12 protein-coding genes are annotated in these 13,552 nt (G+C 73.6%); 8 read left to right on the forward strand and 4 right to left on the reverse strand.

Features of this window, described 5'->3' with window-relative positions:
- Positions 1–56 precede the first annotated feature (56 nt).
- Together ABZ951_RS14180 and ABZ951_RS14185 are read right to left on the reverse strand one after the other, a co-directional pair.
- Positions 57–338, reverse strand: coding sequence for an Lrp/AsnC ligand binding domain-containing protein (locus ABZ951_RS14180; protein WP_344091553.1), 282 nt, complete (start codon positions 336–338; stop codon positions 57–59).
- Positions 335–1,081: a rhomboid family intramembrane serine protease gene (locus ABZ951_RS14185; protein WP_344091555.1), complete on the reverse strand. Its 747-nt coding sequence runs from the start codon at positions 1,079–1,081 to the stop codon at positions 335–337. Before ABZ951_RS14185 ends, ABZ951_RS14180 begins: the two co-directional genes overlap by 4 nt.
- 213 nt (positions 1,082–1,294) lie before the next feature.
- Here ABZ951_RS14185 and ABZ951_RS14190 point away from each other — a divergent pair, with 213 nt between their 5' ends.
- The 5 genes from ABZ951_RS14190 to ABZ951_RS14210 all read left to right on the forward strand — a co-directional run bounded on the left by ABZ951_RS14190 (position 1,295) and on the right by ABZ951_RS14210 (position 6,905).
- Positions 1,295–1,534, forward strand: coding sequence for a hypothetical protein (locus ABZ951_RS14190; RefSeq protein ID WP_344091557.1), 240 nt, complete (start codon positions 1,295–1,297; stop codon positions 1,532–1,534).
- A gap of 94 nt (positions 1,535–1,628) precedes the next feature.
- The gene (locus tag ABZ951_RS14195) at positions 1,629–2,933 is read left to right on the forward strand and encodes an NYN domain-containing protein (protein ID WP_361279924.1); all 1,305 of its coding nucleotides are present in this window, start codon (positions 1,629–1,631) and stop codon (positions 2,931–2,933) included.
- Positions 2,934–3,181: 248 nt separating this feature from the next.
- Positions 3,182–4,261, forward strand: coding sequence for an NlpC/P60 family protein (locus tag ABZ951_RS14200; RefSeq protein WP_344091559.1), 1,080 nt, complete (start codon positions 3,182–3,184; stop codon positions 4,259–4,261).
- Between the two features lie 248 nt (positions 4,262–4,509).
- Complete coding sequence (locus tag ABZ951_RS14205; protein ID WP_344091562.1) at positions 4,510–5,562, forward strand: NlpC/P60 family protein; 1,053 nt, start codon at positions 4,510–4,512, stop codon at positions 5,560–5,562.
- Between the two features lie 161 nt (positions 5,563–5,723).
- Positions 5,724–6,905: a hypothetical protein gene (locus ABZ951_RS14210; protein ID WP_361279926.1), complete on the forward strand. Its 1,182-nt coding sequence runs from the start codon at positions 5,724–5,726 to the stop codon at positions 6,903–6,905.
- 631 nt (positions 6,906–7,536) lie between these two features.
- On the opposite strand, the gene ABZ951_RS14215 is transcribed toward ABZ951_RS14210, so the two are convergent.
- A complete protein-coding gene (locus tag ABZ951_RS14215; protein ID WP_344091601.1) occupies positions 7,537–8,775 on the reverse strand; it encodes a glycosyltransferase 87 family protein in 1,239 nt (412 codons plus the stop codon).
- A 156-nt stretch (positions 8,776–8,931) separates the two neighbouring features.
- On the opposite strand from ABZ951_RS14215, the gene ABZ951_RS14220 reads away from it, so the two are divergent.
- Positions 8,932–10,074, forward strand: a complete 1,143-nt coding sequence (locus ABZ951_RS14220) for a glycosyltransferase family 4 protein (RefSeq protein ID WP_344091564.1) — start codon at positions 8,932–8,934, stop codon at positions 10,072–10,074.
- A gap of 81 nt (positions 10,075–10,155) precedes the next feature.
- Here ABZ951_RS14220 and ABZ951_RS14225 read toward each other — a convergent pair whose 3' ends face one another.
- Entirely contained in the window at positions 10,156–11,952 is a 1,797-nt protein-coding gene (locus tag ABZ951_RS14225; RefSeq protein ID WP_344091567.1) for an AMP-dependent synthetase/ligase, read from the reverse strand.
- A 269-nt stretch (positions 11,953–12,221) separates the two neighbouring features.
- Here ABZ951_RS14225 and ABZ951_RS14230 point away from each other — a divergent pair, with 269 nt between their 5' ends.
- Both ABZ951_RS14230 and ABZ951_RS14235 read left to right on the forward strand, forming a co-directional pair.
- Positions 12,222–12,995, forward strand: a complete 774-nt coding sequence (locus ABZ951_RS14230) for a metallophosphoesterase (protein ID WP_344091569.1) — start codon at positions 12,222–12,224, stop codon at positions 12,993–12,995.
- Positions 12,996–13,076: 81 nt separating this feature from the next.
- Positions 13,077–13,526 carry an SRPBCC family protein gene (locus tag ABZ951_RS14235; protein WP_344091571.1) on the forward strand — a complete coding sequence of 150 codons (450 nt, stop codon included), beginning with the start codon at positions 13,077–13,079 and terminating at the stop codon, positions 13,524–13,526.
- Positions 13,527–13,552 lie beyond the last annotated feature (26 nt).

The following is a 13,552-nucleotide window of genomic DNA, read 5'->3' on the forward strand; positions in this document are numbered from 1 at the left end:
TCCGTACGGGCGCCCGCCCCAGGCCCCCTTGGTTTCCGGCAAGCCCGCCGCAGGCGCTACGCGTCGAGGCCGATCGCGAACGCCGCCTCCAGGTCGTGGTGCGAGTACGTGCGGAAGGCGATGTGCGTCTCCGTGGAGGCCACCCCGGGGACCTTGCTGATCAGGCCGGGGATGACGTCCGCCAGGTCGTCGTGGCGGGCCACCCGGACCATCGCGATCAGGTCGTGCGCCCCGGTGACCGAGTAGACCTCGCTGACGCCTTCGATGGCGGCGATCTTCTGGGCGATCTCGGGGATCTGGTCGATGTCGGTCTTGATGAGCACGATCGAAGTGATCACGGCTGGCTCCTATCGGGGGTCGGGGGCGGCCCCCCGGGCGTGCGCGGCAGCCCGTCGCCGGACGGGGCTGCGCCCTTCACTTTAGCCGCACGCCCGTAGCGGACCCACGCGTAGAGGAAGCCGAGCGTGAACCCCACGACGTGGGCCAGATAGGCGACCCCCGGCCGGTCGCCCGCCGTGCGGGCGGCCAGCCACTGCAGGACGAACCAGAACAGCAGTACGGCCCAGGCGGGAAAGCGGAGCGGCAGGAAGAAGAGGAAGGGGAAGAGACTGGTGACGCGGGCCCGGGGAAAGAGGTAGAGAAACGCCCCGAGCACCCCGGAGATCGCCCCCGAGGCGCCGACGAGCGTCTGGGCGGAGTGGGTGTGCGCGACGGCGTAGCCCAGCAGCGCCAGCGCCCCGGCGGCGAGGTAGAAGAGCGCGAAGGCGGTCCGGCCCATGCGCTCCTCGGCCATGGCGCCGAAGACGTGGAGGAAGAGCATGTTCCCCAGCAGATGCAGCCAGTTGCCGTGCACGAAGAGCGCGGTGAACGGGGTGGGCAGCTCGTCCGCGGCGCCGCTCCACAGCTCGCCGGGCACCACGCCCCAGCGCTCGAAGTAGCCGGTCTGCGCGGCCAGCAGCTCGGTGCCGGCGCCGTAGGAGGAGGTGAAACCGGACGCGGGGCCCAGCAGGAAGACGCCGCAGCAGACGCCGATGAGGACGTAGGTGACCAAGGGGCCCTGACGCACTGCCTTTCCGGTCATGAGCAGATCATGGCGTACCGGTCGCAACCGTACAGAGCGCCTCGCCGGGCCGCCGTCCCACGACGGACGCGGGGCGGGACCGCCGCCGTCCGGGCACCGCATGACCATCAGGCCGTAGGGTTACGGGGAGCACTTCCGCGCGCTCCACGGCGCGCTCCCCGGCGTCCGGCGGGCGGAGCGCGAGGAACCTCGACAAGGACGGACGGCGACACGATGGGCGTTCCCCAGCCGACGACGCAGACCCGGTGGCGCTGCGCGCTGTGCGGCAACCTCACCCGGTTCGACGTGACGCGCACGACCAAGGCCGTCGAGTACGTGCACCTCGACCTGGCCGGGGAGCCGCAGGTGGAGGAGCGCGACGTGGTCAGTGAGACGATCGAGTCCGTGCGTTGCCGCTGGTGCAACGCCGTCGATCAGATCGAGCTGGTGGACAGGCCGGGCGCGAGCGCCTGAAGAACGGGAGCAATGAGCGGTGGTTGAGCATACGGGCGGCACGGAGGCGACCGGTGACCCTGCTGACACCGGTGGGTCCGACGGTGTCGCCGAGGTGCTCGACCGCGCGCTGCCCGAAGGCGTCAGGCGCCGGGTCATCGGCCTGGTGGCCGAGGCGTTCGGCGGCCTGACGGTCTCGGAACTCCCTCCCGCGCTGCGGCAGTACGCCCGTTTCACCCCCAGCCGCCGGGCCAAGTTCGCGGGCAACGCCATGGCCGCGGCCGTGGAGAACGACGCCGCGTTCCGGCAGCGGATCTCCGCCCGGCTGCGGGAGACGGGCTCGGAGCTGGCCGAGGCGCTGGAGGCCGGTTCGCCGCCCGCCGCCGCGGACCCGGAGGACGTGGCGGCCATGGCCTATGTGCTGCGGCCCGCCGGCTGGGTCAAGCTGGTCACGGCCGCGGGCGAGGAGGCCCAGCGGGCCGGCGCCGAGCGGGCCGGCGAGGAGGCCCGCCGCGAGTTGCAGCGGCTGCGCGAGGAGCTGGCCGCGGCCCGTGCCGAGGCGCGCGCGGACGCCGAGCGGGGCCGCGCCGAGCTGGACGCCGCGCGCAAGGAGGCCGACGCGTTGCAGCGCAAGCTGCGCAGCGCCGTCAGCGACGTGCGCCGGGGCGAGGCCGCGCTGCGCAAGGCGCAGGCGGAGCTGGAGTCCGTGCGGGCGGCCGGGGCCGCCGAGAAGACGGCCGCCCTGGGCGAGGCCCGGCGGCTCAAGGCGCGGCTGTCGGAGGCGGAGTCGGCGCTGGAGTCGAGCCGCCGGGCGGTGCGCGAGGGGCGCAGCGTGGAGGACATGCGGCTGCGGCTGCTGCTGGACACGGTCCTTGACGCGGCGCAGGGGCTGCGGCGCGAGCTGGCGCTGCCGCCCGTCTCCGTGCACCCCGCCGACACGGTCGACGCGGTGGAACCGGGCCGGATGACGCCCAAGGACATCGCCGCCCGCGCCCTGTCGGAGACCGACCCGGCGCTGCTGGACCAATTGCTGGCCCTGCCGCAGGCTCACCTGGTGGTCGACGGCTACAACGTCACCAAGACCGGCTATCCGACGATGCCGCTGGACAAGCAGCGGCTGCGGCTGCTGGGCGGCCTCGCGATGCTGGCCGCCCAGACGGGCGCGGAGATGACCTGCGTCTTCGACGGCGCCGAGCTGGCCGCGCCCGTGCTGCTCGCGCCGCCGCGCGGGGTGCGGGTGCTGTTCAGCAAGCCCGGGGTGACGGCCGACGAGCTGATCCGTCAGCTGGTGCGGGCGGAGCCGGTGGGCCGTCCGGTGGTCGTGGTCTCCACCGACCGTGAGGTGGCCGACGGCGTCGCCAAGGCCGGGGCCCGGCCGGTCGCTTCGGCGCTGCTGCTGAAGCGGCTCGCTCGCACCTGAGGTCACCTCGAGGTCACCACAGGTGACCGATGAGCGGGCCGGCCCGTACCGACCGTGTGGTGTTGGTAAAGGATGTGCGGGTGGGGCGAGATTTTTCTCATGAGGATTTGAACGGATCACATGAAGCTCACTAAGGTCGGGCCTCGAACCTTCGCGCGGTAGATCATCCATTCGGGGTGACGGTGAAGGTCCCGCCGGAACCGCGGAATTCGCGTGCCAGGCGGCCGAGGAAGAAGGAGCTCGTCTCCGTGGCGTCCCACCGTCGTCCCAAGCAGCCGGGCCGCGCCCGCGTGACCGTCCTCACCGCGACCGCCGCCGCGGCCGTCGCTCTCTCGGCCCAGGGCGCCAGCGCCGACCCCCAGCCGTCGAAGTCCGAGGTCAAGACGAAGGTCGACAAGCTCTACGAAGAGGCGGAGCAGGCCACCGAGAAGTACAACGGGGCCAAGGAGAAGCAGGAGAAGCTGGACAAGTCCGTCGGCGACCTCCAGGACAAGGTGGCCCGCGGCCAGGAGGAGCTCAACAAGCTCCGCAACAGCCTCGGTTCGGTCGCCACCGCCCAGTACCGCAGCGGCGCCATCGACCCCTCCCTCCAGTTGCTGCTCTCCTCCGACCCGGAGACCTACCTCGCGAAGGCGTCCACGCTCGACCAGCTCAGCGCCAAGCAGGCCGACACGCTCAAGCAGATAGCCGAGAAGCAGCGGACGCTCAAGCAGCAGCGCCAGGAAGCCACCGGCAAGCTCAAGGACCTCGCCGAGACCCGCAAGGCCCTGGGGGAGAAGAAGGACGAGGTCCAGGGCAAGCTCGCCGAGGCCCAGAAGCTCCTCAACACCCTCTCGGCCAAGGAGCGCGCCGAGGTCGTCGGCGCGGACCAGGCCGGGGGCGCCGAGGGCAAGGAAGGCGCCAAGAGCGGCGGTTCGCGCGCCGACCGCTCCGCCGGCAGCAGCCGCCCCGACCTCGGCAAGGACCTGCCGACCTCGGGCCGGGCCGCCGGGGCGCTCTCCGCCGCGCAGAGCAAGATCGGCACCCCCTACGTCTGGGGCGCGACCGGCCCGAGCTCCTTCGACTGCTCGGGGCTGACCTCCTGGGCGTACGCGCAGGCCGGCGTCACCCTGCCGCGCATCTCGCAGGACCAGGCCAACGCCGGCACCCGCATCTACGACCAGAGCCAGCTCAAGCCCGGCGACCTGGTGATCTTCTACGGCGACCTGCACCACGTCGGCCTCTACGCGGGCAACGGCCAGACCCTGCACGCCCCCCGCTCCGGCACCAATGTCCGCTACGAGCCGATGAGCAACATGCCCTTCCAGTTCGGCGTCCGCATCGGCTGACCCGTACGGCACGCCTTGGGCCGAATGGCTGACGTGCCGCCCGTTCGGGCGAATCCCGAGGACGGCCGCTGACTCCACGCCCCGCCGGTGACCTGCGTCTGTCGGCGGGGCGTCGGCATTCCCGCACGGCGCGGTCTTTGAACAGGGGGTGAGCGCGCCGCTACTGTCTGGCGCGCGGCGCCCGGGGCATCGTCCGCCCGTTCCCGGGCGGCAGGGGCCGCACACAGTGGAAGGGAGTGCGGCAACCCGTGGCGTCCCATCGCCGTTCTGCGCAGTCCGGTCTCACCCAGACCGTCCGGGTCACCGTCATGTCCGCCGCCGTGGCCACCGCGGCGGCCACGCTGACGACACCCGCCGACGCCCGTCCCGGCGGCGACTCCCGGGCACCGGGGACGGTGAAGGCCCAGGTCGACCGGCTCTACGAGGAGGCCGAGCAGGCCACCGAGAAGTACAACGCGGCGGACGAGCGGGCCGACGGCCTGCGCAAGAAGGTCGAGCGGGCCACCGACCGGGTCGCGCGCGGCCAGGAGCGGGTCAACCGGATGCGCCGGTCCCTGGGCATGATCGCCACCGCCCAGTACCGCACCGGCGCCGTCGACCCGGCGATCCAGCTGCTCCTCTCCTCGGACCCGGACGGCTACCTGGAGAAGGCCGCGGTCCTGGACCGGGTGACCGGGCGTCAGGCGGGGGAGCTCAAGGCGCTCCTGGAGGCACAGCGCGGCCTGCGCCAGGAGCGGGCCGAGGCCGTGCGGGTGCTGGCGCAGTTGGAGGAGAGCCGCAAGGCCGTCGAGCGGCACAAGCGGGAGGTCGAGAGCAAGCTCGCCACCGCCCGCAAGCTGCTGAACGCCCTGCCGCAGGCGGACCGCGAGGCGTACACGAGGGCCTCCCGCGCGGGCGGCGACGGCGGCCGGGCCGAGGGATCCCTCGCCGGGCTGCCCCCGCTCTCCGCCGGCTCCGCCCGGGGCGCCGCCGCGGCCATGGCCGCCCGCTCCGCCGTCGGCTCCCCCTACGCCTGGGGGGCGACCGGGCCCGGCGCCTTCGACTGCTCGGGGCTCATGCAATGGGCGTACGGCAGGGCCGGGGTGGGGCTGCCGCGCACCTCGCAGGCGCAGCGCGGCGCCGGCCGCCAGGTGTCACTGTCCGAGGCACAGCCCGGCGACCTGGTGATCTACCGCAGCGACGCCAGCCACGTGGGCATGTACGTGGGCAACGGACAGGTGGTGCACGCGCCCTACCCGGGGGCGCGGGTGCGCTACGACCCGGCCAACATGATGCCGATTTCCTCCGTCACCCGGCCATGAGCGCGCCTTGAGCGCACGCCCCGGGGCGCGCGGCTCGTACGATGCGGGGCGTGACGGGCCGGTGGTGGTGGAGCGGACGCGGGGACAGCCCCGGCGACAGGCGAGGACCGGTGCGCCGGGCGGCGTACGGGCTCGCGGCGGGCCTGCTCGCGCTCCCGGCCCTGAGCGGGTGCGGCGCCGTGGGCCTCGCCGGCGACCGGGGAGGGCAGGACGCCTCCGTACGGGCCCTGCTGGACCGGTGGGCCGAGGCGGTACGCGGCCGTGACGAGCGCGCCTTCCTGGACGCCGTGGACCCGGCCGCGGGCGGCTACCGCGCCGAGCAGCGCCGGGTCTTCGCCAACCTCGCCGCCGTGCCGCTGGCGTCCTGGGACTACCGGCTGGTGCGGACCGGCGGGTTCGCTCCCGCCCAGGGCGACGGCCGCCGGATCGCCGTCGAGGCCGAACTCCGCTACCGCCTCGACGGGTACGACGCCGCCCCCGTCACCACGACGGCCCGGCTGACGCTCGTCAGCCGGGCCGGCCGGTGGTACGTGGCCGCCGAGGACACCCGGCGCGGCGGGCGTCAGCTCTGGCAGCAGGGCCCGGTCACCGTCGTCCGCGGCGCGCGCAGCCTCGTCCTCGGCGTCGGCCAGGACCGGGCGCGGCTGGGGGCCGTAGCGGAGCTCGCGGACCGGGCCGTGCCGGCCGTGCGCGAGGCATCGCGGGGCACCGCCTGGCCCGGGCGGGTCGTGGTGGAGATGCCGGCCTCGGTGGAACGCATGGCCGCCCTGCTGGACTCCTCCGTGGCGAAGTACCGGGGCATCGCCGCCGTGACCACCGGCGAGGTCGGCCGCTCCGGGGCGGCCCCCGCCGACCGGATCATCGTCAACCCGGAGGCGTACGGGACGCTCGGCGAGGCGGGCCGCCAGGTCGTCCTCACCCACGAGACGGCCCATGTCGCCACCCGCACCCTGACCTCGGCGGCCACCCCGCTGTGGCTCTCGGAGGGCTTCGCCGACTGGGTCGCCTACCGCGGTACCGGCCGCACCGCCCGCCAGGCCGCGCCCGAGCTGGCCCGCGCGGTCGCCGAGGGCCGCCAGGCCCGGGAACTGCCCGAGGACGCGGCCTTCGGCTTCGCCGGGGAGTCCGGCCGGCTGGCCCGCGCCTACGAGGAGGGCTGGCTGGCGTGCCGCCTGATCGCGGAGCGGTGGGGCGAGGAGGAACTCGCCCGCTTCTACCGCGAGGTGGGCGGCCACGACCGCCGTGCGGGCGCGGTGCCGGCGGCGCTGCGCAAGGTCCTGCGCGTCTCGGAGGCGGAGTTCACCGCGCAGTGGCGGGCGTACGTGACGGCGGAACTGAGCTGACGGGCCTCCGGCCGGGGGCGGGAGCCGGCGGGCCCTTCGGCCGGGACCGGGAGTCGGCGGGGTCTCGGTGGCTGCCGGCCGGCCTGCGCCGGGGCGGGCTGGGGTGACGGGAGGTGGCGGGCGGTGTCGTGGGCGGGGGCGTTCATGCCGAGGGAGCCGGTGCCGGCCGTCGGTAGTGAGGGTCGTCCCTGTTGAGGCGCTGCCTCCCCGGCGGCGAGCTGACGGGCCTTCGGCCGGGACCGGGAGCCGGCGGCGTCTCGGTGGCTGCCGGTTGGCTTGCGCCGGGGTGGGTCCCGGGCCTCGGGAGGTGGCGGGCGGGGGCGTTCGTGCCGACGGAGCCGGTGTCGGCCGTTCGTGGTGAGGCGGGCCCTCGCCCCTGTCGGGGTGCTGCCGCCGGGGCGAGCTGACGGGCCTCCGGCCGGGAGCGGGAGCCGGCGGGGTCTCGGTGGCTGCCGGCCCGCTTGCGCCGGGGTGGGCCCGGGGCCGCGGGAGGTGGCGGGCGGGGGCGTCCGCCGACGGAGCCGGTGCCGGCCGTCGGTGGTGGGGCTCGTCCCTGTTGGGGTGCTGCCCCCCCGGGGGCCGCGCTCGCGCGGCTGAAAGCCGGGTGGTCGGCCGGGCCGGAGGCCCCCGGTCAGCGGGTCGTCAGGGCCGGTTCCTTCTCCGCCGGGGGGTCGTCCGGCGCTCCCGTCACGTCCGGGTCCTTCACCGTCTCCCGCCACAGCCGGGTGCACGAGATGAGCGTCGCGACCACCAGCAGGGCGTTGCGCAGCGTCAGCGTCGCCACCCCCAGCTTGTCGCTGGCCACGACGTGCGAGAACCAGATGGGGAACTCCAGCTGCGTCAGCGGAGCCGCCAGCAGCACCAGCGCGATCGGCAGCCCCTGCCGCGTCGCCCGCATCGTCATGCACACCGCCGCCAGGCCGATCAGCCACACCACGTACTGCGGGCTGATCACCCGGCTGGTCGTGGTGAACAGCAGCACCGCGGCGAACGCCGCGTCGCACAGGGTCGTCTCGGTGAACCGGCGGGCCCGCAGGCGCCACACCAGCAGCCAGCCGAAGGCCAGCACGCTCAGGGCGAGCGCGAGCCGGCTCACCGTGCGGACGTACGGGCCGAGGAATTCCACCGAGCCGTAGTTCAGCCGCGCGTGACCGTGCCACCCGAAGTGCCGGCCCAGGTGGAAGATCAGCGACCCCAGGGACTCCACCTCCGTGCCCCGGTCGCGCTGGAACGTCAGGAACGCCAGCGCCCCCGGCATCGTCACCGCGAACAGCAGCCCCAGCGCCAGCGCCGTCAGCAGCGCCGAGCTCCACAGGGAACGGGTGCGGCGGCCGCGCGGCGAGCCGATCAGGAGCAGCAGCGGCCACACCTTCAGCAGCGCGCCGAACCCCATGAGGGCACCCGCCAGCCGGGTCCGCCGCCCCGCCACCAGCAGTGCCGCGACCGCGACGGCCGTCACCATCACGTCGTAACGGGCATAGACGATCGGCCCCAGCAGGGGTACGCCCAGCACCCAGACCCACACCCCCGCCGCACTGCGCCGCCTGCCCCGCACCGAGTAGAGCAGCAGCGTGAGGACCACCGCGTCCGCCAGGAAGCAGACCACGAAGAACGCCGGGGCGTAGTCGAGGAACGGCAGCAGCCCCGGCGCGAGCACGGCGAGCGCGGCGGCCGGCGGGTACTGCCAGGTCACGTCGTCGTAGGGGAAGGTGCCGGTGCTCAGCACCCCGTACCAGCCCTGGTAGATCACCTCGATGTCGACGGAGACGTCCGACCCCGGCATCACCCACACCCGGAACACACACATCAACAGCACGGCCCGGGTGACGGCCCACACCGCGATCGAGAGCCGCAATCCAGCGCCCGCCATCATTCACCTCGTCCTTCACGGTCCTACACGCCCACCGCGCGCCGCTACTGCAAGGCATGATGCCCGCCCGGGCCGCCCAGGAGCGGTGACGTGGCGGTACGCGGCCCCGTTGCCGCCCGATCGCCGCCTCCGGGGCACCCGGTACTGTCGGGCGCGATGGACAAGACCCTGATCGTCACCAATGACTTCCCGCCCCGGCCCGGCGGTATCCAGGCGTTCCTGCACAACATGGCGCTGCGCCTGGACCCGGCCGATCTCGTCGTCTACGCCTCCACGTGGAAGCGCGGCCGGGAAGGAGCCGAGGCCACCGCCCGGTTCGACGCCGAGCAGCCCTTCACGGTCGTCCGCGACCGGACGACGATGATGCTGCCCACCCCGGCGGTGACCCGGCGGGCGACCGCGCTGCTGCGGGAGCACGGCTGCACCTCCGTGTGGTTCGGGGCCGCCGCGCCGCTGGGCCTGATGGCCCCCGCGCTGCGCCGGGCGGGCGCCCGCCGGCTGGTCGCCACGACGCACGGGCACGAGGCCGGCTGGGCCCAGCTGCCCGTCTCCCGGCAGCTGCTGCGGAAGATCGGCGAAGCGACGGACACAATCACCTATCTGGGGGAGTACACCCGCTCCCGCATCGCCGCCGCGCTGACGGACGAGGCCGCCGCGCGCATGGTGCAACTGCCGCCCGGCGTGGACGAGAAGACCTTCCACCCCGGCTCCGGCGGCGAGCGGGTCCGCGCCCGCCTCGGCCTCAGCGGCCGGCCCGTCGTGGTGTGCGTCTCCCGGCTCGTGCCCCGCAAGGGCCAGGACACCCTGATCCGGGCCATGCCCCGGATCCTGGCGGCCGTGCCGGACACGGTGCTGCTCATCGTCGGCGGCGGCCCGTACGGCAAGGACCTGGAGAAGCTGGCCGCGGAGACCGGCGTCGCCCACGCGGTCCGCTTCACCGGGCCCGTCCCCTGGGAGGAGCTGCCCGCCCACTACGGCGCCGGTGACGTCTTCGCGATGCCCTGCCGCACGCGCCGGGGCGGCCTGGACGTCGAAGGGCTCGGCATCGTCTACCTGGAGGCGTCGGCGACGGGCCTGCCCGTCGTGGCCGGCGACTCCGGCGGCGCCCCGGACGCCGTCCTGGAGGGGGAGACGGGCTATGTGGTGCGGGGCGGCTCCGCCGAGGAGTCCGCGGACCGCATCGTCACGCTGCTCGGTGACGAGGCGCTGCGGACCCGCATGGGCGAGCGGGGGCGGCTGTGGGTGGAGGAGAAGTGGCGCTGGGACCTGCTGGCCGACCGCCTGAAGCTGTTGCTGTGAAACGCCGGCGCCGGGCAGGCTCAGCGAGCCCGCCCGGCGCTTGAGGGCAATCAGTAAGAGGGCAATCGGTAAGGGGAGCCGCTACCCGCGGTAGAGGGCCTCGATCTCGTCCGCGAAGTCCTTCGCCACCACGTTCCGCTTCAGCTTCAGCGACGGCGTCACATGGCCGGAAGCCTCCGTGAACTGCGCCGGCAGGATGCGGAACTTCCGGACCGACTCCGCCTTGGAGACCGCCGCGTTGCCGTCGTCGACGGCCTTCTGCACGGCCGCCAGCAGCTCGGGGTCACCGGCCAGCTCGGCCGGGGTGGTGCCGGCCGGCTTGCCGTTGTCGGCCAGCCAGCGCGGCAGGAAGTCCTCGTCCAGGGTGATCAGCGCGCCGACGAACGGGCGGGCGTCACCGACCACCATGCACTCGGCGATCAGGGCGTGGGCGCGGATGCGGTCCTCGATCACGGCCGGGGCGACGTTCTTGCCGCCCGCCGTGACGATGATCTCCTTCTTCCGGCCGGTGATCGTCAGGTAGCCGTCCTCGTCGAGCGTGCCCAGGTCCCCGGTGTGGAACCAGCCGTCCACCATGGCGTCCGCGGTGGCCGTCTCGTTGTTCCAGTAGCCCTGGAAGAGGTGCTCGCCGTGCAGCAGCACCTCGCCGTCGTCGGCGATCCGCACGACCGAGCCGGGCAGCGGCTGCCCGACCGTGCCGATCTTCTGCCGGTCCCAGGGGTTGAAGGCGGTGGCCGCGCAGGTCTCGGTGAGGCCGTAGCCCTCCAGGACCGTGAAGCCGATGCCCCGGTAGAAGTGGCCCAGGCGCTCGCCCAGCGGCGCGCCCCCGGAGATCGCGTGCGTGGCCCGGCCGCCCAGGACGGCGCGCAGCTTGCCGTAGACCAGCCGGTCGAAGATCGCGTGCTTGATGCGCAGGCCCAGCGACGGGCCCGCGGGGTTGTCCATGGCCCGGCTGTAGGCGATGGCGGTGTCGGCGGCCTTGTCGAAGATCTTGCCCTTGCCGTCGGCCTGGGCCTTGGCCCGCGCGCCGTTGTAGACCTTCTCGAAGACGCGCGGCACCCCGAGGATCAGCGTCGGCCGGAAGGCGGCGAGCTCGTCCGTCAGGTTCCTGATGTCCGGGACGCAGCCGAGCTTGATGGGCGCCAGCACCGCCGAGATCTCCACCAGCCGCCCGAAGACGTGGGCGGTGGGCAGGAAGAGGAGCACCGAGGAGTCGCCCGTGCGGAACAGCGGCTTGAGCCGCTCCACGGCGTTGCCGCACTCCACGAAGAAGCTGCGGTGGCTGAGCACACAGCCCTTGGGGCGCCCGGTGGTGCCCGAGGTGTAGACGATGGTCGCGGGGGAGTCGGCGTTGGCGAGCGCGCTGCGCTCGTCCACCTCCTCGTCGCTCAGCCCCTCGCCGGCGGTCCGCAGCCGTTCGACGGCGTCGCCCTCGATCTGCCAGATCTGCGTCAGGTCCGGCAGCCGGTCGCGCACGGACGCGACGGCCGACTCGTGCGCCGCGGTCTCCACCACGCAGGCGACGGCCCCGGAGTCGCCGAGGATCCACTGGATCTGCTCGGCCGAGCTGGTCTCGTAGACCGGCACGGTCACGCCGCCGGCGCTCCAGATGGCGAAGTCCAGCAGCGTCCACTCGTAGCGGGTGCGGGACATCAGCCCCACCCGGTCGCCCGGCCGCACACCGGAGGCCATCAGCCCCTTGGCCGCGGCCCGGACCTCCGCGAGGAAGGCCGCGGCGCTGACGTCCTCCCAGCGGCCGTCGACCTTGCGTCCGATGACGGCGACATCGGGGCGCTGCGCGGCGTTGCGGCGGATGAGATCCGTCAGGTTTCCGTCCGCAGGGACCTCGTAGAGGGCCGGAAGGCTGAACTCGCGCAAGACTGCTGCTCCTCGTCGGGCGCCGGCGCCGCCGCGTCTTCGAGGGGCGCTGCGTCGGCTGCGGTCCATGGTCAGGCAAGGGGGGTAGTGGACTGCCCGGACGTTACCCACCAGTACGGCTTTCGAATAGAGGGTTGCGGCCAGATGTTCTCTGCGTCACATGCCACGGGACTGCTCTGCGAACCCTAGCCCGTGCGCTGGGTGACCCGGAAGTAACCGCAGGTCGGAGACCTTCCGAAGGCGGCGTCGCAGCGCCTAGGGTGATCGGTATGCGAGGCGACTTCAGGGTTCACGTGGTCAGCGACGTGCACGGCAACAGCGAGGGCCTCGCCCGGGCCGGCGAGGGCGCCGACGCCCTGATCTGCCTGGGCGACCTGGTCCTCTTCCTCGACTACGCCGACCACTCCCGCGGCATCTTCCCCGACCTGTTCGGGGTCGCCAACGCCGACCGGATCGTGGAGCTGCGCACCGCGCGCCGCTTCGACGAGGCCCGCGAGCTGGGCCGGCGCCTGTGGGCCGGCCTCGACAAGGAAGCGGCGATCGAGGCCGCGGTGCGCAAGCAGTACGCCGAGCTCTTCGCCGCCTTCCCCACCCCCACCTACGCCACCTACGGCAACGTCGACATCCCCCGGCTGTGGCCCGAGTTCGCCGGGCCCGGCACCACCGTCCTCGACGGGGAGCGGGTGGAGATCGGCGGACGCGTCTTCGGCTTCGTCGGCGGAGGCCTGCGCACGCCCATGCGCACCCCCTACGAGATCGACGACGAGGAGTACGCCGCCAAGATCACCGCACTCGGCGAGGTGGACGTGCTCTGCTCGCACATCCCGCCCGACGTGCCCGAGCTCTGCTACGACACCGTCGCCCGCCGCTTCGAGCGCGGCAGCGCCGCCCTCCTGGCCGCGATCCGCGCGACCCGGCCCCGCTACGCCCTCTTCGGCCACGTCCACCAGCCGCTCGCGCGCCGGATGCGCATCGGCGCCACGGAGTGTGTCAACGTCGGGCACTTCGCCTCCACGGGCACACCCTGGGCGCTGGAGTGGTGACGGCCGGCGCCAGGTAGCCTTCACCCGCAGGCATACGAGGCACATGAGGCAGCGCGAACCCGGTACGGAGGAGCCACGCAGATGGCGGAACACACCAGCTCGAGCATCACGATCGAGGCCACCCCGGCCGAGGTCATGGCAGTGATCGCGGACTTCGACCGCTACGCGGAGTGGACCGGGGAGGTCAAGCAGGCCGAGGTGCTCGCCAAGGACGACCAGGGCCGCGCCGCGCAGGTGCGGCTCGTCCTCGACGCGGGCGCGATCAAGGACGACCACACGCTGGCCTACACCTGGCCGGAGCCCGGCGTCGTCAGCTGGTCCCTGGTCAAGTCGCAGATGCTGCGCCAGCTCGACGGCTCCTACAGCCTGGAGCCGGAGGCCGGCGGCAGCCACACCAAGGTGACGTACCAGCTCACCGTGGACGTCAAGATCCCGATGCTCGGGATGATCAAGCGCAAGGCGGAGAAGGTCATCATCGACCGCGCCCTGGACGGTCTCAAGCAGCGCGTGGAGAGCACCAAGGCGCTCTAGCCGGCGTCGGCACCGCCTCCCCCACC

The sequence above is a fragment of the Streptomyces sp. NPDC046215 genome (assembly GCF_040646215.1).
Lineage (GTDB): Bacteria > Actinomycetota > Actinomycetes > Streptomycetales > Streptomycetaceae > Streptomyces > Streptomyces stramineus.

What these genes read in the sequence shown, in the direction of transcription:
- ABZ951_RS14185 (WP_344091555.1), bottom strand. Translation starts at nt 1,081, where the DNA reads ATGACCGGAAAGGCAGTGCGTCAGGGCCCCTTGGTCACCTACGTCCTC.
- ABZ951_RS14190 (WP_344091557.1), top strand. Translation starts at nt 1,295, where the DNA reads ATGGGCGTTCCCCAGCCGACGACGCAGACCCGGTGGCGCTGCGCGCTG.
- ABZ951_RS14215 (WP_344091601.1), bottom strand. Translation starts at nt 8,775, where the DNA reads ATGGCGGGCGCTGGATTGCGGCTCTCGATCGCGGTGTGGGCCGTCACC.
- ABZ951_RS14220 (WP_344091564.1), top strand. Translation starts at nt 8,932, where the DNA reads ATGGACAAGACCCTGATCGTCACCAATGACTTCCCGCCCCGGCCCGGC.
- ABZ951_RS14230 (WP_344091569.1), top strand. Translation starts at nt 12,222, where the DNA reads ATGCGAGGCGACTTCAGGGTTCACGTGGTCAGCGACGTGCACGGCAAC.
- ABZ951_RS14235 (WP_344091571.1), top strand. Translation starts at nt 13,077, where the DNA reads ATGGCGGAACACACCAGCTCGAGCATCACGATCGAGGCCACCCCGGCC.